Consider the following 18328-nt stretch of genomic DNA (forward strand, 5'->3'; position numbering starts at 1 on the left):
TTCGCTCATCTGGCAACTGAGATAGTTAAGTGAATAAGGGCGCACGGTGGATGCCTTGGCACTAGGAGCTGATGAAGGACGGGACAAACACCGATATGCTTCGGTTAGCCGTAAGTAGGCTACGATCCGGAGATTTCCGAATGGGGAAACCCACCGCCCGTAATGGGGCGGTATTCTTAACTGAATTCATAGGTTAAGAAAGGCAGACCCGGGGAACTGAAACATCTCAGTACCCGGAGGAAGAGAAAGCAAACGCGATTTCCTGAGTAGCGGCGAGCGAAACGGAATTAGCCCAAACCAGAGAGCTTGCTCTCTGGGGTTGTAGGACACTCCTTTGGAGTTACCAAGGAACAAGATAGATGAATCGATCTGGAATGATCAGCCAAAGAAGGTAACGGCCCTGTAATCAAAATCTTGTTCCCTCCGGAGTGGATCCTGAGTACGGCGGAACACGTGTAATTCCGTCGGAATCCGGGAGGACCATCTCCCAAGGCTAAATACTCCCTAGTGACCGATAGTGAACCAGTACCGTGAGGGAAAGGTGAAAAGCACCCCGGGAGGGGAGTGAAATAGAACCTGAAACCGTGTGCCTACAAGTAGTCGGAGCCCGTTAATGGGTGACGGCGTACCTTTTGTAGAATGGACCGGCGAGTTACGATCCCATGCAAGGTTAAGTTGAAGAAACGGAGCCGCAGCGAAAGCGAGTCTGAATAGGGCGATTTGAGTATGTGGTCGTAGACCCGAAACCGTGTGATCTACCCATGTCCAGGGTGAAGGCCAGGTAACACTGGCTGGAGGCCCGAACCCACGCACGTTGAAAAGTGCGGGGATGAGGTGTGGGTAGCGGTGAAATGCCAATCGAACACGGAGATAGCTGGTTCTCTCCGAAATAGCTTTAGGGCTAGCCTCAAAGTGAGAGTCATGGAGGTAGAGCACTGATTGGACTAGGGGCCCTCATCGGGTTACCGAATTCAGTCAAACTCCGAATGCCATCGACTTATCTTTGGGAGTCAGACTATGAGTGATAAGGTCCATAGTCGAAAGGGAAACAGCCCAGACCGCCAGCTAAGGTCCCTAAGTGTATGTTAAGTGGAAAAGGATGTGGAGTTGCTTAGACAACCAGGATGTTGGCTTAGAAGCAGCCATCATTTAAAGAGTGCGTAATAGCTCACTGGTCGAGTGACTCTGCGCCGAAAATGTACCGGGGCTAAACATACCACCGAAGCTGCGGATTGTTCTTTGAACAATGGTAGGAGAGCGTTCTAAGTGCTGTGAAGTCAGACCGTGAGGACTGGTGGAGCGCTTAGAAGTGAGAATGCCGGTATGAGTAGCGAAAGAAGAGTGAGAATCTCTTCCACCGTAAGTCTAAGGTTTCCTGAGGAAGGCTCGTCCGCTCAGGGTTAGTCGGGACCTAAGCCGAGGCCGAAAGGCGTAGGCGATGGATAACAGGTTGATATTCCTGTACCACCTCCTTTCCGTTTGAGCAACGGGGGGACGCAGTAGGATAAGGGAAGCGCGCCATTGGATGTGCGCGCCCAAGCAGTGAGTGTGATGCATAGGCAAATCCGTGCATCAAACACAAGCTGTGATGGGGAGGGAACTATAGTACCGAAGTCCCTGATTTCACACTGCCAAGAAAAGCCTCTAGCGAGGAAAGTGGTGCCCGTACCGCAAACCGACACAGGTAGACGAGGAGAGTATCCTAAGGTGATCGGGAGAACTCTTGTTAAGGAACTCGGCAAAATGACCCCGTAACTTCGGGAGAAGGGGTGCTCCTTCATAAGGAGGAGCCGCAGTGAAAAGGCCCAAACGACTGTTTAGCAAAAACACAGGTCTCTGCGAAACCGTAAGGTGAAGTATAGGGGCTGACACCTGCCCGGTGCTGGAAGGTTAAGAGGATGAGTTAGCTTCTTGCGAAGCTTTGAATCGAAGCCCCAGTAAACGGCGGCCGTAACTATAACGGTCCTAAGGTAGCGAAATTCCTTGTCGGGTAAGTTCCGACCCGCACGAAAGGTGCAACGATTTGGGCACTGTCTCAACAAGAGACCCGGTGAAATTATACTATGCGTGAAGATGCGCATTACCCGCGACTGGACGGAAAGACCCCGTGGAGCTTTACTGTAGCCTGATATTGAATGTTGGTACAGCTTGTACAGGATAGGTAGGAGCCTTGGAAACCGGAGCGCCAGCTTCGGTGGAGGCATTGGTGGGATACTACCCTGGCTGTACTGACATTCTAACCCAGGGCCGTGATCCGGCCCGGAGACAGTGTCAGGTGGGCAGTTTGACTGGGGCGGTCGCCTCCCAAAAAGTAACGGAGGCGCCCAAAGGTTCCCTCAGAATGGTTGGAAATCATTCGCAGAGTGCAAAGGCACAAGGGAGCTTGACTGCGAGACCTACAAGTCGAGCAGGGACGAAAGTCGGGCTTAGTGATCCGGCGGTACCGAATGGAAGGGCCGTCGCTCAACGGATAAAAGCTACCCCGGGGATAACAGGCTTATCTCCCCCAAGAGTCCACATCGACGGGGAGGTTTGGCACCTCGATGTCGGCTCATCGCATCCTGGGGCTGTAGTCGGTCCCAAGGGTTGGGCTGTTCGCCCATTAAAGCGGTACGCGAGCTGGGTTCAGAACGTCGTGAGACAGTTCGGTCCCTATCCGTCGTGGGCGTTGGAAATTTGAGAGGAGCTGTCCTTAGTACGAGAGGACCGGGATGGACACACCGCTGGTGCACCAGTTGTTCCGCCAGGAGCACAGCTGGGTAGCTACGTGTGGACGGGATAAGTGCTGAAAGCATCTAAGCATGAAGCCCCCCTCGAGATGAAATTTCCCATCACTTCAAGTGAGTAAGATCCCTTGTAGACGACAAGGTTGATAGGTCAGAGGTGGAAGCGTGGTGACACGTGCAGCTGACTGATACTAATCGATCGAGGACTTATCTATCTCTATTGAAAAAGCGTAATGATGTCTCTTATCTAGTTTTGAAGGTATATTAATTTTTTAAAATTTACTCTTGATTTCTTAAACTAAGGGTAATATAATATATCTTGTCCTTGAAAAAATAATAAACATTGTCTGGTGGCTTTGGCGAAGAGGTCACACCTGTTCCCATGCCGAACACAGAAGTTAAGCTCTTCAGCGCCAATGGTAGTCGGGGTTTCGCCCCCGCAAGAGTAGGACGCCGCCAGGCAATCTCCATTATAACTTATTCACACTTTCTATTATTCCAACGTAGCTCAGTGGTAGAGCTATCGGCTGTTAACCGATCGGTCGCAGGTTCGAATCCTGCCGTTGGAGCCATGGAGAGCTGTCCGAGTGGTCGAAGGAGCACGATTGGAAATCGTGTAGGCCCATACCCGGGTCTCGAGGGTTCGAATCCCTCGCTCTCCGCCACTTTCAGATATTGGCCCGTTGGTCAAGTGGTTAAGACACCGCCCTTTCACGGCGGTAACACGGGTTCGAATCCCGTACGGGTCACCACTTATACATGGAGGATTAGCTCAGCTGGGAGAGCACCTGCCTTACAAGCAGGGGGTCGGTGGTTCGAGCCCGCCATCCTCCACCATTCATTTCAATCACATTTCAGTGATGATCTCATAAAATAAGTTAGATTCACTATTACCGCGGGGTGGAGCAGTCTGGTAGCTCGTCGGGCTCATAACCCGAAGGTCGCTGGTTCAAATCCAGTCCCCGCAACCAAATTATTTCACTTACTACGTTGAACATTCATCACTGCTAGTGAAGAATAGTAGTACTAGAAAAGTGTTATTGGTCCGGTAGTTCAGTTGGTTAGAATGCCTGCCTGTCACGCAGGAGGTCGCGGGTTCGAGTCCCGTCCGGACCGCCATTTTCAATTAAATAGTTTCATCTTCATTACATAGTGGCTCGGTAGCTCAGTCGGTAGAGCAACGGACTGAAAATCCGTGTGTCGGCGGTTCGATTCCGTCCCGAGCCACCACTTACAATGCAGGCCTAGCTCAATTGGTAGAGCAACTGACTTGTAATCAGTAGGTTGGGGGTTCAAGTCCTCTGGCCTGCACTGTTAAAAAAGTGGAGGGATAGCGAAGTTGGCCAAACGCGGCGGACTGTAAATCCGCTCCCTCTGGGTTCGCAGGTTCGAGTCCTGCTCCCTCCACCATTTTATTTAAAACTAAAAAATAGCGTAGGGGTATAGTTCAACGGTAGAACAGCGGTCTCCAAAACCGCCGATGTGGGTTCGATTCCTACTACCCCTGCCATTTTAAATTGTGGCGGTTGTGGCGAAGTGGTTAACGCACCGGATTGTGGCTCCGGCATTCGAGGGTTCGATCCCCTTCAATCGCCCCATTAAAAATAATGGGCCATAGCCAAGCGGTAAGGCAACGGTTTTTGGTACCGTCATGCGCTGGTTCGAATCCAGCTGGCCCAGCCATAATTCAATTTGTGCAGAAGTAGTTCAGTGGTAGAACACCACCTTGCCAAGGTGGGGGTCGCGGGTTCGAATCCCGTCTTCTGCTCCATTTCTTTATTAAGAAGAACATTCAGTCATATGGATCATAATATGATAATATATATGAAGTAACGGCGGCATAGCCAAGTGGTAAGGCCGAGGACTGCAAATCCTCTACCACCGGTTCGAATCCGGTTGCCGCCTCCAATTATTTGCCGGTGTGGCGGAATTGGCAGACGCGCACGACTCAAAATCGTGTTCCTCACGGAGTGCCGGTTCGAACCCGGCCACCGGTATCGTAATACTTGAAATGACAACGGAAGTCGCTATAAAGCGATTTTTTTTATGCCATAAAATAGTTCCAGAAAAGCATAGTTGTGCTCCTCTAATGAAAAATGTCCTCAAAATGATATAACACTTTATCCTCCGTTTAAAAGAAACGGAGGATTTTTTTTGTTTTATATATACTCATTTATAAAATTTTTATTTAAGTACTGCCCACCTTGCACTTACACTATACTTGAACTGCTTCCAATACATATTAACTCATATCAATAATTTACGAAAGAATAAAATTTTTCAGATAAAATCATTGAACATTAAAACAAAGAGTCCTATAATTATGCGAAAGAAAAGGTGGGATATTGAATGACAAAAGATTTACGAATAAATAGTAAAGTATTTACTGAAAGTGCTATGAGAGCACCGAACCGAGCAATGCTTCGCGCTGTCGGTGTTACGGATGATGATTTTAAAAAGCCAATGATTGGTATTGCGAGTACATGGAGTGAAGTAACGCCATGTAATATACACCTTGATGATTTAGCGGTTAATGCGAAAAAAGGAGCAAGTGAAGCAGGTGGATTACCTTTAATATTTAACACTATTACTGTGTCTGACGGTATTTCAATGGGGACACAAGGAATGCGTTATTCATTACCAAGTCGTGATGTGATCGCTGACTCTATAGAAACGGTAGTAGGTGCACAGAACTTGGATGGGTTAGTTACGATCGGTGCCTGTGATAAAAATATTCCGGGTTGTATGATTGCTATTGCAAACGCTGAGGTGCCGTCTGTTTTTGTTTATGGAGGCACAATTGCACCAGGGTCTCATAAGGGAAAAGATGTAGATATTGTATCTGTCTTTGAAGGAGTCGGTAAATATAATCAAGGCAACATTGATGAAGGTGAACTAAACGCTATTGAATGTAGCGCATGCCCTGGGGCTGGCGCATGTGGAGGTATGTACACAGCAAATACGATGTCATCTGCTGTTGAAGCTATGGGAATGAGTTTACCTGGTAGCTCATCAAATCCAGCTGAATCTGATCATAAAGCAAAGGATTGTGAGGCTGCTGGAGAAGCAGTTAGACACTTACTTGAGGAGAACATATATCCGAAAGACATTATGACGAAAGAGGCCTTTGAAAATGCGATTACTGTTGTAATGGCACTTGGAGGCTCGACGAATGCAATTCTTCACTTGCTTTCTATGGCTCATGCAATTGAAGTGGATTTAACGATGGAAGACTTTAATCGAATTCAAGAAAAAACACCACATATTGCTGACTTAAAACCTAGTGGAAAATACGTTATGCAAGACCTGCACAAAGTTGGAGGGGTGCAAGCAGTCATGAAGCTCCTTTATGACAATGGCTATTTACATGGGGACTGTTTAACCGTTACAGGTAAGACAGTTGCAGAAAATTTAGCAGAAGCTCCATCTTTAGAAGAGGGACAAGACATTATATCGTCATTTGATAACCCTAAGCGAGAGGATGGACCTTTAATCACATTGAAAGGAAACCTAGCTCCGAGTGGTGCTGTAGCTAAAGTGTCAGGGGTTAAAGTAGAACGTCACACTGGGCCTGCACGTGTATTTAATACAGAAAAAGAAGCCACAGAAGCTATTTTGAATAATACAATTCAAGAAGGCGATGTTTTAGTTATACGTTATGTTGGGCCAAAAGGTGGTCCAGGTATGCCTGAAATGCTATCGATCTCTGCTTTATTGGTCGGAAAAGGTTTAGGTGAAAAGGTGGCATTATTGACCGATGGAAGGTTCTCAGGGGGAACTCATGGATTAGTTGTGGGTCATATTGCACCTGAAGCTCAAGTAGGAGGACCGATTTCTGTGTTAGAAGAAGGTGACCTCGTAACGATCGATTCAAACAAAAAAGAAATATCCATGGATGTAACGGATGAAGTACTAGAAAGTCGTCGTAAGCATTGGGAAGCACCACCTCTGTATAAAAAGGGGATCTTGGGCAAATATGCTCATAATGTTTCATGCTCATCAAAAGGTGCTGTAACGGACTACAAAAAGTAAATGGATCGATAGACGAAAATAACTCCAGTTAAAATACTGGAGTTATTTTTTTATCAAAAACTGTAACCAGAAAAAAATTTTTCAAAAAAATATATAATCAAAAATGCTTTTTTGCTGAGGATGTAAACGCATACAAATATATCTCTCAATTTTGAAATATCAAAAAATTTTAAATAATCTGTTGACCCATACTCCAAAACATTATAATATTGTCAGCACCTTGAACTTACACATAAGAACAATGCTTTGATAAAATTTCAGATCTAAGAAGAATATAATTTAAAATTTTTAACAAAAAAATAATGATGAACTCAATGACGGGAAAAAGGAACATGTTCAGTGTATTCACAGAGATCTAGGGTTGCTGGAAGCCTAGAAATACATGTTGTTCTGACATCATCTCTGAGTGACAAGTTGAACGGTGAATCTTACTAGGCTTGTCCAGGTACTTGAACCAGTACCTGTTACCAAACGTAGGCTGCTTTTGTCAGCCTGATAAGATAGTATTCGTGAGAGTGCTATGAACTTGGGTGGTACCGTGAAAAGAAAGGCTCTTTTCTCCCCAATGATTCTGAATATTTCGTTAATTCAGGATTATAGGGAGCAAAGGGTCTTTTTTTATTCAGCAATTTCTTAAAAAAGGGTTGAAATTGAAGAGAAGACGCCTATTTAGCCTTTGTTAACGAAGAGTGTTTTTTACTAAGTGATATTGAAGGAGGTATGGAGAAGTGAACATGAAGGCGAGACATGAAGTGGAGCATCACACAAATGAAGTGGTCACGGGAGCAGATGTGCTAATCGACGCATTGGTGGATGAAGAAGTAGATACATTATTTGGTTACCCTGGTGGCGCTGTCTTACCGATTTATGATGCCATTTACCGTAGCCAAGCGTCTTTCAAACATGTACTTTCTCGTCATGAACAAGGTTCTGTTCATGCCGCAGAAGGATATGCCAGAGTAACCGGGAAACCTGGTGTCGTTCTTGCCACTTCGGGGCCGGGGGCAACAAATTTAATTACCGGAATTACAGATGCCATGATGGATTCTTTGCCTTTAGTTATTTTTACAGGGCAAGTGGCAAACAGTGTAATTGGAACCGATGCCTTTCAGGAAGCTGATGTGCTAGGGATCACAACACCAATTACCAAATACAATTATCAAGTTAAGAACGTTTCAGAAATACCCAAAATTGTGAAGGAAGCTTTTCATATTGCTTCTTCAGGTCGTCCGGGTCCAGTCGTAATCGATATTCCTAAAAATATTTCCTCTACAGTTGAATTAGACAAACTTGAAGAGGAATTTTCCCTACCGGGGTATCAACCGACTATGCAACCCAATCCTTTGCAAATTGTAAAACTAGCAGATGCTCTAAAGAATGCTAAACGCCCCCTAATCCTTGCAGGTGCAGGGGTAACATTTGCGGAAGCCTCAGAAGAGTTAAAGGAATTCGCTGAGAAATATCAACTTCCTGTAACAAACACTTTACTCGGATTAGGAAGCTTTCCAGGATCTCATTCACTTTCTCTAGGGATGGCTGGCATGCACGGAACGTATACAGCGAATATGGCGATTTACGAATGTGACCTTTTAATCAATATTGGGGCAAGATTTGATGACCGGCTTACAGGAAACTTAAAGCATTTTGCTCCGAAAGCTAAGGTCGCCCACATTGATATTGATCCTGCTGAAATTGGCAAAAATGTTCCGACTGATATTCCAGTTGTAGCAGATGCGAAAGAGACATTAAACGCACTATTAAATACGAGCATCGAGAAGCCAAATCATGATGAATGGCAGTATGAATTGCATACGAATAAAACCAATTATCCGTTATGGCATGAACGGTCAGATGAACTAATTTCTCCTCAATGGTTGCTTGAACAAATCTTCAATGAATCAAATGGAGAGGCCATTGTCACCACAGACGTAGGGCAGCACCAAATGTGGGCAGCTCAATATTATCAATTTGATAAACCAAATCGGTGGGTGACATCAGGCGGACTTGGAACAATGGGCTTCGGTTTTCCGGCAGCCATCGGTGCACAATTTGGTGCTCCGGATGATTTAGTAGTATCTGTTGTAGGTGATGGAGGATTTCAGATGACTTTTCAAGAGTTGTCTATTCTTAAAGAAAGGAACCTACCTGTAAAAGTGATCATCCTCAATAACGAAGCTTTGGGAATGGTAAGGCAATGGCAGGAAAGCTTTTATGATGAGAGATATTCAGAATCAATCTTTTCCTCACAGCCTGATTTTGTAAAGCTTGCTGAAAGCTATGGAGTTCGTGGGTTAAAGATTGATAAGGAAGAGGATGTAGTTGAAATATTACAAGATGTATTCGCCTACGATGGTCCAGTCGTTGTTGATTGCAGAGTTGTTCAACAAACAAGTGTTTATCCAATGATTGCTCCTGGAAAAGGAATTCATGAAATGATAGGGGTGACGAAATGAAACGTATAATCACGGCTACGGTCCAAAATCGAGGTGGTGTTCTAAACCGAATTACAGGGATGCTTCATAAGCGCCAATTCAATATCGAGAGTATATCTGTAGGAGCTTCAGAAACTGAAGGAGTTTCCAAAATGACGTTTGTAATTGACGTTAGTGATAATCAAAGCCTCGAACAACTAACGAAGCAATTAAATAAACAAATCGATGTATTAAAAGTATCGGATATTACCGATAAGGCCATAGTCGCAAGAGAGTTAGCTCTTATAAAAGTAACTGGAAGCGGACAATTACGCTCTGAAATACAAGGGATTATCGCTCCATTTCGTGCTTCTATCATTGATGTTAGTAAGGAAAGCTTAACCATCCAAGTAACAGGTAAGCCAGATAAAGTGGAAGCATTAATCACATTGTTAAAGCCTTATGGAATAAAGGAATTAACGAAAACAGGAGTCACCTCATTCTTAAGGGGGCAGCAGCCTAAGCAGGTTACAGAACTTAACTCCTATTCAATATAAAACTATTAAAAATAAAAAGTAGAAAGGAAGATCAATATGTCAAAAGTACTTTATGAAAAAGATATCCAAAAAGAGGTTTTACTAGAAAAGAAGGTAGCGGTTGTAGGTTATGGTTCTCAAGGCCATGCACACGCACAGAATCTACGCGAAAGTGGCTATGACGTTGTGGTAGGACTGCGACCTGGTAAGTCTCAACAAAAAGCAGAGGAAGACGGTTTTACAGTCAAGCCTGTTGCTGAGGCAGTAAGTGAATCAGAAGTTGTAATGGTTCTTCTGCCAGATGAACTTCAGCCTTACATCTATCAAGAAAGCATTAAACCAAATCTTCAACCAGGGAATGCTATTGCTTTTGCTCATGGGTTCAATGTTCACTTTAGCCAAGTCGTTCCTCCTTCAGACGTCGATGTATTTCTAGTAGCTCCTAAGGGACCTGGACATCTTGTTCGTCGTACTTATGAAGATGGTGGAGGCGTTCCAGCATTATACGGTGTTCTACAAGATGTAACCGGAAATGCTAAGCAACTGGCACTAGCTTATTCACAAGGAATTGGTTCAGCAAGAGCAGGCGTTCTTGAAACAACATTCCAAGAAGAAACAGAAACAGATCTTTTTGGTGAGCAAGCTGTACTTTGTGGAGGACTTACTAGTCTAGTAAAAGCCGGATTTGAAACGTTAACCGAAGCTGGATATCAACCAGAAGTAGCCTACTTTGAATGTTTACATGAAATGAAACTAATCGTTGATTTGATGTACGAAGGTGGATTAGAAAATATGCGTCACTCCATCTCGGATACGGCTCAATGGGGAGATTTCGTTTCTGGTCCTAAAATCGTAGACGCTCAAACAAAAGAGCGTATGAAAGATGTTCTAGAGGATGTGCAATCAGGTGAGTTCGCTAAAAGTTGGATCCTTGAAAACCAAGCAAACCGACCTAAATTTAATGCAGTGAATGCACGAGAAAATCAGCATCCAATTGAACATGTAGGAAGGGAGTTACGAGAGTTAATGCCTTTTGTTAAAAAACCAATCCAACAAAAACAAAAGGATGTGAAAGTCAATGTCACAACTTAAAATTTTCGATACGACGTTAAGAGACGGTGAACAATCTCCTGGAGTTAATCTAAATCAACTAGAAAAACTAGAAATTGCTAAACAGCTTGAGCGTTTCGGTGTAGATCGGATGGAGGCGGGATTCCCCGCTTCCTCTCAAGGTGATTTTAATGCAGTGAAAAAGATTGCTGATACGATTCAACATGCATCTGTTACAGGATTAGCTAGAGCGGTGAAATCGGATATCGATACAGCATGGGAAGCACTAAAGGGAGCCGCAGAACCCCGTCTGCATATTTTTCTAGCTACTTCACCTATTCATATGACGTATAAGCTGAAGCAGACTCCAGAACAAGTCATGGATACGGCTGTAAGTATGGTCTCTTATGCTAAAGAGAAATTTCCGAAAGTGGAATGGTCTGCAGAGGATGCATCAAGGTCAGATTGGAACTTCCTAGCTCGCATTATTGAAAAGGTGATTGATGCAGGAGCTGATGTCATTAACCTACCTGATACAGTTGGATATTCAACACCACATGAATACGGAGAATTATTTAAATATGTTCGTGAAACAGTTCCAAATATTGACCAGGTGAGTCTATCCTGTCATTGCCATAATGACTTAGGAATGGCTGTCGCAAATACGATTGCTGCAGTTGAAAATGGCGCTACCCAAGTGGAAGGTACCATTAATGGAATTGGGGAACGTGCTGGAAATGCAGCTTTGGAAGAAATCGCAGTTGCCCTAAAGATTCGCTCAGACTATTACGATTATTCCACCGATCTACAGCTGGAAGAGATTAAACGTACGAGTGATCTAGTTGCAAGACTAACAGGAATGAATGTTCAAGCAAACAAAGCTGTAACAGGGAATAATGCATTTGCTCATGAGTCAGGCATTCACCAGGATGGGGTTTTAAAGAATGCATCAACTTACGAAATTATAACCCCTGAAATGGTTGGGGTTAAATCCAATTCATTATTCCTAGGGAAACATTCAGGCCGCCATGCATTTGTAGATAAAGTGAAAGAAATGGGCATTGACCTTAGTGAGGATCATATTAAAGAAGCCTTTAAACGATTTAAAGAATTAACTGATCATAAAAAAGAAGTGACAGATGATGATGTATTTACATTATTAATGGAAGTGCAAACAGATTCAGAGCCATTTAATAAATATGAGCTAGAAATGTTTCAGGTTCAGTATGGTACAGCCAATATACCAACTGCCACTGTAAGGTTGAGAAAACCTGAAGGATCAGCCGTTCAGTCAGCACGTACAGGACAAGGTAGTGTTGAAGCCCTATATGAAACTTTAGATGAATTAATCGATGAGGATGTGCAGTTAGTAGATTACCAACTAAGTTCTGTTGGGCGTGGTAAGGATGCTCTAGCTAACTCGCATGTACAACTATTAGTCAATGGAGAAAAGGTAAATGGTAGAGCAACAAAACAAGATGTAGTTGAATCATCTGCTAATGCATTTCTAAATGCCGTAAATCGCTATATCATGCAACAGGTCACATTTGATAGCAAAGAAGTCGTCGAATAACAGGCGTTTTGAGGAGGGTAAACTGTGAACAAACAACTAATAATGCTTCCAGGTGATGGTGTTGGCCCAGAAATTATGGAGTCAGCTAAGGTGGTTCTCAATACAGTAGCTAGTGAATACGGCCATACCTTCACATACCACCAGCATGCTATTGGTGGTGATGCAATAGATCGATATGAAACACCTTTACCGGAAGAAACCATTAATGCATGTCAAAATTCCGATGCTATTCTATTAGGAGCGGTAGGAGGAAGTAAATGGGATTCCCTTCCTGGTCATATGAGGCCGGAAAAAGGATTGCTAGGGATCCGTAAAACATTAGGGTTGTTTGCTAACTTACGGCCAGTAAAAGGTTTTGCTCCTCTGCTTCACACATCACCTTTAAAAGAAGAGATTATTAAGGATAGCGATATCTTGATTATTCGTGAATTAACAGGTGGTCTTTACTTTGGTAAACCTAGTGAAAGACGTGACAATGCAGTAGTTGACACACTTTCCTATCACCGAAGTGAAATGGAACGAATTATTGATAAAGCCTTCCAAAGCGCAAGGTTAAGGAATAATCACTTAACTTCTGTTGATAAAGCAAATGTCTTAGAATCAAGCCGACTTTGGCGTGAAATCGTAGATGAAAAAAGCAAGGATTATCCTGATGTTACAGTAGAGCATGAACTTGTTGATGCTGCTGCCATGAAGTTAATTACGCAGCCCAAGCAATTTGATGTCATCGTAACGGAGAATCTATTTGGTGATATTTTAAGTGATGAGGCTTCCGTTTTAACGGGATCATTGGGAATGTTACCATCTGCTAGCATTCGCTCGGATGGAGTTGGACTTTATGAACCTGTACACGGATCGGCTCCCGATATTGCAGGAAAAGGGGTCGTTAATCCGCTGGGCATGATCTTATCTGTTGCTTTAATGCTACGACATTCTTTTCAACTAGAGGAAGAAGCAGCGAAGATTGAAAAAGCCGTCAATGAATGTCTGGAGCAAGGTTACCATACAGCGGACTTGCATATTGAGGGTGGTAAGCAAGTTGGAACGAAAGAAATAACAAAAATGGTAGTGGATCATATCACATCTAACAGTGTCTCAGATTGTATCTGTAGTATGTATGCCTAAATAGAGGAGGTGCGATAAATTGGTACAGCCTAAAACCATTATTGAAAAGATATGGGATAAACACGTTGTGCATGAGGAGGAAGGAAAGCCCGATTTACTTTATATTGATTTACATCTTGTTCACGAGGTAACTTCACCTCAGGCTTTTGAAGGCTTACGCATGAATTCAAGAAAAGTACGACGCCCAGATTTAACGTATGCCACAATGGATCACAACGTCCCAACCAAAAATAGAGATGTCATTAAAGATCAAGTTTCTCAAAAGCAGATGGAAACGTTGAAGAAAAATTGTGAAGAGAATGGCATTACGCTAGCGGACATGAATAACCCCAACCAAGGGATCGTACACGTAATTGGTCCAGAGCTAGGACTAACTCAACCGGGTAAAACCATTGTTTGTGGAGATAGTCACACATCTACACATGGTGCATTTGGAGCGCTTGCTTTCGGTATTGGTACTAGTGAAGTTGAACATGTGTTAGCTACGCAGTCCTTGTGGCAAGACCGCCCCAAAACCCTAAACGTCCATGTTGAAGGAGATCTGGGAACGGGTGTTACAGCTAAGGACCTTATTTTGGCGATTATTGCTAAATACGGTGTTCGTTTTGGCACGGGTCATGTCATTGAGTTTACGGGTGAGGCAATCCGAAACTTATCGATGGAAGGACGAATGACCGTATGCAATATGTCTATTGAAGCGGGTGCTCGTGCTGGATTAATTAGTCCTGATGAAAAAACAGTGGAGTATTTAAAAGGGAAAAAACATGTTCCAGAGGGAGAAGCATTTACAGAGCTTGCTGAGCAATGGAGAGAATTAGCTACTGATGAAGGTGCTGTCTATGATAAAACGCTAACCATTGCGGCAGATGAAGTGGAACCGCAAGTTACGTGGGGAACAAATCCAGGTATGGGTGTACCTGTGAGTGGAAGAACCCCAGGATTGGACGAAGTGGAAGATGTAGAAGGTGTAGAACGAGCTTTAGAATATATGGGACTAGAAGAAAAACAGCCTATCTCCTCTATTGATATTGATCATGTCTTTATTGGGTCGTGTACAAATTCACGCTTAAGTGATTTGAAAAAGGCAGCTGCAATTGTACAAGGTAAGCAAGTAAATGAAAATGTAAGAGCTATAGTCGTTCCGGGTTCATTTAGTACGAAATTACAAGCTGAAAAAGAAGGTTTGGATACGATATTCAAGCAAGCAGGCTTTGAATGGCGCGAGGCTGGCTGTAGCATGTGTTTAGCGATGAATGATGATATTGTTCCACCTGGTGGAAGGTGTGCATCAACTTCTAACCGGAACTTTGAAGGAAGACAAGGCAATGGAGCACGAACGCATTTAGTTAGCCCTGAAATGGCAGCAGCAGCTGCTATTGAAGGTCAGTTTGTAGATGTTCGCCAATTTGCAGGAGTATTAAATTAGGAAGTGATAGGGAATGGAAGCTATTCAAGAGCATACAGGACTTGTGTATCCATTAAATCGTTCAAACGTTGATACAGACCAGATTATCCCAAAGCAATTTTTAAAGCGAATTGAAAGAAGCGGATTTGGTCAATTTCTATTCTATCATTGGCGATTTGATGATGATGGGAATCGAAGAGCTGATTTTGGATTGAATAACCCTAAATATGATAACGCCACAATTTTATTAGCTGGTGAGAACTTTGGATGTGGGTCATCAAGGGAACATGCACCTTGGGCATTATTAGATTATGGGTTTCGCGTGATCATTGCTCCTAGTTTTGCAGATATTTTTTATAATAATGCATTGAAAAATGGGATCATTCCAATCCAAATGGAGCAAGAACAGCTTGATGAATGGATGGAACAAGCGGAGAATTCAACGTTATCATTAACTGTTGATCTAGAAAATCAAACGGTTAAAAATGCTGACCAACAAGTAGTACATTTTGATATTCCAGTTTATCACAAGGAAAAGTTGTTAAATGGCTGGGATGAAATTGCTTTAACACTACAGCATGAAGATAAGATTGAGGAGCACGAAAAAGTATAAAAAAAGAGGAGTGAAGTACATTGGGAATTGCTTAACGGGTGATAAAGTTCGGACTGCGATGGAACGTCTCAAGCCTATCGTTCACCAAACACCATTATTAACATCAACGACAACTAATGAATTACTAGGAAAAGACGTTTATTTCAAGATGGAAAACCAGCAAAAGACAGGGGCATTTAAGTATAGAGGAGCTAGCTTTAAAATGATGCAGCTCCCTAAGGAAGAGCTGAATAAGGGAGTTGTTACTGCCTCAGCAGGAAATCATGCACAAGGTGTAGCCCATGCGGCAGCTCAGTTAGGTGTGAAAGCGACTATATTCATGGCAGAAAAAACGCCGTTGGCAAAAGTAGATGCAACTCGATCTTATGGTGCCGAAGTTGTGTTAATCGGAGAGAACTTCCAAGAAGCCTATGAAGCCTCTTTAAGGAAACAGGCCCAAGATGATTGTGTCTACATTCATCCATTTGATGATTATGACATCATGGCAGGGCAGGGTACTATTGGATTGGAAATGCTAGAGCAAGAAAAGAATATAGATACGATTTTAGTGCCGATTGGTGGTGGTGGTCTCATTAGTGGCATGGCCGTTGCTGTTAAGGAACAGAATCCGAACGTTAAAGTGATAGGGGTTCAGGCTAGTAAAGCAACACCAGTATATGAGAACTATCACCAGAAAAAATTAAACAACCTTAACTCACCTACAATTGCAGAAGGAATTGCAGTCAAACAGCCAGGAACACATACCTTACCATTAATAAATAAGTATGTAGATGACATCGTAACTGTAACAGATGAAGAGATTGCTTCTGCTATGGTTTACATGCTAGAACGTAATAAGTCCTTAATAGAAGGAGCAGGAGCAGCAACGCTAGCAGCTTTATTCACCCATAATAAACGCATTCAATCAAAGCATTGTGGTGTAGTTGTTAGTGGAGGGAATATGGATATTGGTTCTCTACCAAAAATACAAAAACTAGCTAAGCGGATGCATTTTACGGCATAGGTATGAAATGTTTTGTAAGTTCCAACAATGAAAGCTGAAACAATATAAAAGCACATGCGCCTTCATTTTGAAAGGCGCATGTGCTTTATTATGCTAAACTTTTATACACTTTGTTGCATCTTTTTCCTACGGAACCATTTTGCAATCATGCCATGCTTAGGGCTAAGCATGAAGCACAGTGTAAATAATACCCCTGTTGCAGAGGCAATAGCTCCTGAAATGGATACATCGAATAATACGGCTCCTCCATAACCAACTAAAGCAGATAACGCTCCTATAACTCCACTTAGGATGAGCATCATACCAAATTTATCTGTTAAAAGGTAAGCACTAGAACCAGGGACAATAAGCATAGCTACAACGAGTATAGCTCCTACACTATCAAATGAAGCAACTGTCGAGAAGGAAACCATCGTCATAAGCAGGTAGTGAATAAAGACTACAGGAACCCCTATCGATAATGCCAATTGTGGATCAAATGTGCTGATTTTTATTTCTTTATAGAGAAGTAAGATGATTGAAATATTTAAAAGTAAAACTCCACCTAGCATCCATACAGCTGTTGGTCCAAGGTCGACACCATTAATCGTGAGTGTATCCCAGGGAATAAATGCGATTTCTCCCATTAAAGCGTGCTGAACATCTAAGTGAACATTATCTCCTATAAAGGAGATAAGAACGACCCCTAGGGCAAATAAGGAAGTAAATACAACTCCAATTGCAGCATCAGATTGAACTCCGCTTGAATCCAGTGCTTGCACCATAACGGCTGTTAGTACACCTACAATAGCTGCACCAATTAACATAGGAATACCATTTAAGGAGTGTGTCACCAAAAATGCACCTACAATACCAAGTAGAACAGTGTGACTGATGGCATCAGCTAGCATAGCCATTTTTCTTAAAACAAGTAATGCTCCTGTAACGCCGCAAGTCACCCCAACGAGACATCCTGTTAGTATAATCCATGCACTATAACTCATGTCGTTCTCACCGCCTTTACAATCAATCCTTTACGTGCACCAAACAGTAATGAAACAAGGAATATAACAGATGCACATAATACAATCAGGGGACCTGTAGGCAGACCATCTCCTGCGGTGCTAATTAATGTGCCAACTACACCAGAAATGGCGCCTATACATCCTGATAAAAAGGCCATTCGCCCAAGGCGATCAGTCCAATATCGGGCTGCCAAAGGTGGCGTGATGAGAAGCGCAGCAATTAAGACAACACCAACCATTTGAATTCCGACTACTACGATCCCTACAACTAAGCCCATTAGAATTAGGTTAAAGAGGCTGACAGGTAAACCGATACCTTTTGCATACTGTGGATCAAAAATCGATATTTTCAATTCTTTAAAGAACAGTGCACTAACAATAATAATGATTAGAGAGCCCAATGCAATGACTTGAATATCACTTTTAACCATTGCTGCTGCCTGACCAAAGATAAATTCATCAAGGCCACTTCTATTTCCTTGTGTATTCTTCGTGATATACGTTAATAGGACAATACCAAAACCAAAGAAAACAGAGAGAACAACCCCTATAGATGCATCTGTCTTAATTCTAGAATGTTTTACAATAGCCTGAATTAAATAGGTTGCTAATAGTCCAGTACATGCAGCTCCAACTAGAAAGAGGGGGATGGATTTTACGTTAAAAATAATGTAGACTGCACAAACTCCAGGCAGTGTAGCATGAGCCATAGCGTCCCCAATTAAGCTCTGTTTCTTTAAAAGAACAAAACTTCCGATTAAACCACTGGCAAAACCAAGGATGATTGAACCGATTAACACCCACTGAGTATTAGCACTAGATAGAAATTCCAGAAACTCGTTCATTCAGA

At 42.9% G+C, this 18328-nt stretch carries 11 protein-coding genes, 15 tRNA genes and 2 rRNA genes; 26 read left to right on the forward strand and 2 right to left on the reverse strand.

Translation table 11 applies throughout. The features are described from left to right. The first annotated feature begins 23 nt into the window (after positions 1-23). From GS400_RS03450 to ilvA, 26 genes are all read left to right on the forward strand, one after another. Positions 24-2941 (forward strand): 23S ribosomal RNA (locus tag GS400_RS03450). A gap of 131 nt (positions 2942-3072) precedes the next feature. Further along, a 5S ribosomal RNA gene (gene rrf / locus GS400_RS03455) occupies positions 3073-3188 on the forward strand. 35 nt (positions 3189-3223) lie between these two features. Continuing rightward, positions 3224-3298: transfer RNA gene (locus GS400_RS03460), tRNA-Asn, on the forward strand. A gap of 1 nt (position 3299) precedes the next feature. Next, positions 3300-3391 (forward strand) — tRNA-Ser (locus GS400_RS03465). 12 nt (positions 3392-3403) lie between these two features. Further along, positions 3404-3478, forward strand: a tRNA-Glu gene (locus GS400_RS03470). 9 nt (positions 3479-3487) lie between these two features. Next, positions 3488-3563 (forward strand) — tRNA-Val (locus GS400_RS03475). A gap of 57 nt (positions 3564-3620) precedes the next feature. Beyond that, positions 3621-3697, forward strand: a tRNA-Met gene (locus GS400_RS03480). Positions 3698-3768: 71 nt separating this feature from the next. Then, positions 3769-3845 (forward strand) — tRNA-Asp (locus GS400_RS03485). 35 nt (positions 3846-3880) lie between these two features. Continuing rightward, a tRNA-Phe gene (locus GS400_RS03490) sits at positions 3881-3956 on the forward strand. A gap of 8 nt (positions 3957-3964) precedes the next feature. Then, positions 3965-4037: transfer RNA gene (locus GS400_RS03495), tRNA-Thr, on the forward strand. Between the two features lie 13 nt (positions 4038-4050). Beyond that, positions 4051-4136 (forward strand) — tRNA-Tyr (locus GS400_RS03500). Positions 4137-4162: 26 nt separating this feature from the next. Beyond that, a tRNA-Trp gene (locus GS400_RS03505) sits at positions 4163-4236 on the forward strand. A 12-nt stretch (positions 4237-4248) separates the two neighbouring features. Next, positions 4249-4324: transfer RNA gene (locus tag GS400_RS03510), tRNA-His, on the forward strand. Positions 4325-4334: 10 nt separating this feature from the next. Beyond that, positions 4335-4409: transfer RNA gene (locus tag GS400_RS03515), tRNA-Gln, on the forward strand. Between the two features lie 13 nt (positions 4410-4422). Next, positions 4423-4497: transfer RNA gene (locus GS400_RS03520), tRNA-Gly, on the forward strand. Positions 4498-4560: 63 nt separating this feature from the next. Then, positions 4561-4634: transfer RNA gene (locus tag GS400_RS03525), tRNA-Cys, on the forward strand. A 7-nt stretch (positions 4635-4641) separates the two neighbouring features. Continuing rightward, a tRNA-Leu gene (locus tag GS400_RS03530) sits at positions 4642-4723 on the forward strand. Positions 4724-5075: 352 nt separating this feature from the next. Continuing rightward, positions 5076-6758, forward strand: a complete 1683-nt coding sequence (gene ilvD / locus GS400_RS03535) for a dihydroxy-acid dehydratase (protein WP_160099055.1) — start codon at positions 5076-5078, stop codon at positions 6756-6758. A 734-nt stretch (positions 6759-7492) separates the two neighbouring features. Beyond that, positions 7493-9211, forward strand: coding sequence for an acetolactate synthase large subunit (gene ilvB, locus GS400_RS03540; protein WP_160104502.1), 1719 nt, complete (start codon positions 7493-7495; stop codon positions 9209-9211). Continuing rightward, positions 9208-9726, forward strand: a complete 519-nt coding sequence (ilvN, locus tag GS400_RS03545) for an acetolactate synthase small subunit (protein WP_027447075.1) — start codon at positions 9208-9210, stop codon at positions 9724-9726. The genes ilvB and ilvN overlap by 4 nt, the downstream gene beginning before the upstream one ends. 36 nt (positions 9727-9762) lie before the next feature. Beyond that, positions 9763-10797: a ketol-acid reductoisomerase gene (ilvC, locus tag GS400_RS03550; RefSeq protein WP_160099057.1), complete on the forward strand. Its 1035-nt coding sequence runs from the start codon at positions 9763-9765 to the stop codon at positions 10795-10797. Then, the gene (locus tag GS400_RS03555; protein ID WP_160099059.1) at positions 10784-12328 is read left to right on the forward strand and encodes a 2-isopropylmalate synthase; all 1545 of its coding nucleotides are present in this window, start codon (positions 10784-10786) and stop codon (positions 12326-12328) included. The genes ilvC and GS400_RS03555 overlap by 14 nt, the downstream gene beginning before the upstream one ends. A 24-nt stretch (positions 12329-12352) precedes the next feature. After that, on the forward strand, positions 12353-13453 hold the full coding sequence (gene leuB / locus GS400_RS03560; protein ID WP_160099061.1) for a 3-isopropylmalate dehydrogenase: 1101 nt from the start codon (positions 12353-12355) through the stop codon (positions 13451-13453). A gap of 19 nt (positions 13454-13472) precedes the next feature. After that, positions 13473-14879: a 3-isopropylmalate dehydratase large subunit gene (gene leuC / locus GS400_RS03565; protein WP_160099063.1), complete on the forward strand. Its 1407-nt coding sequence runs from the start codon at positions 13473-13475 to the stop codon at positions 14877-14879. A gap of 13 nt (positions 14880-14892) precedes the next feature. Further along, positions 14893-15471, forward strand: coding sequence for a 3-isopropylmalate dehydratase small subunit (gene leuD / locus GS400_RS03570; protein ID WP_160099065.1), 579 nt, complete (start codon positions 14893-14895; stop codon positions 15469-15471). Further along, positions 15437-16474, forward strand: a complete 1038-nt coding sequence (gene ilvA, locus GS400_RS03575) for a threonine ammonia-lyase (RefSeq protein ID WP_236561110.1) — start codon at positions 15437-15439, stop codon at positions 16472-16474. The genes leuD and ilvA overlap by 35 nt, the downstream gene beginning before the upstream one ends. A 101-nt stretch (positions 16475-16575) precedes the next feature. Here the strand turns inward: ilvA and GS400_RS03580 are convergent, their stop codons facing one another. Both GS400_RS03580 and GS400_RS03585 read right to left on the reverse strand, forming a co-directional pair. After that, positions 16576-17457: a metal ABC transporter permease gene (locus GS400_RS03580; RefSeq protein ID WP_160099069.1), complete on the reverse strand. Its 882-nt coding sequence runs from the start codon at positions 17455-17457 to the stop codon at positions 16576-16578. Then, complete coding sequence (locus GS400_RS03585; protein WP_160099071.1) at positions 17454-18323, reverse strand: metal ABC transporter permease; 870 nt, start codon at positions 18321-18323, stop codon at positions 17454-17456. Before GS400_RS03585 ends, GS400_RS03580 begins: the two co-directional genes overlap by 4 nt. Positions 18324-18328: the final 5 nt, after the last annotated feature.

Source organism: Pontibacillus sp. HMF3514 (assembly GCF_009858175.1).
Taxonomy (GTDB): domain Bacteria; phylum Bacillota; class Bacilli; order Bacillales; family BH030062; genus Pontibacillus.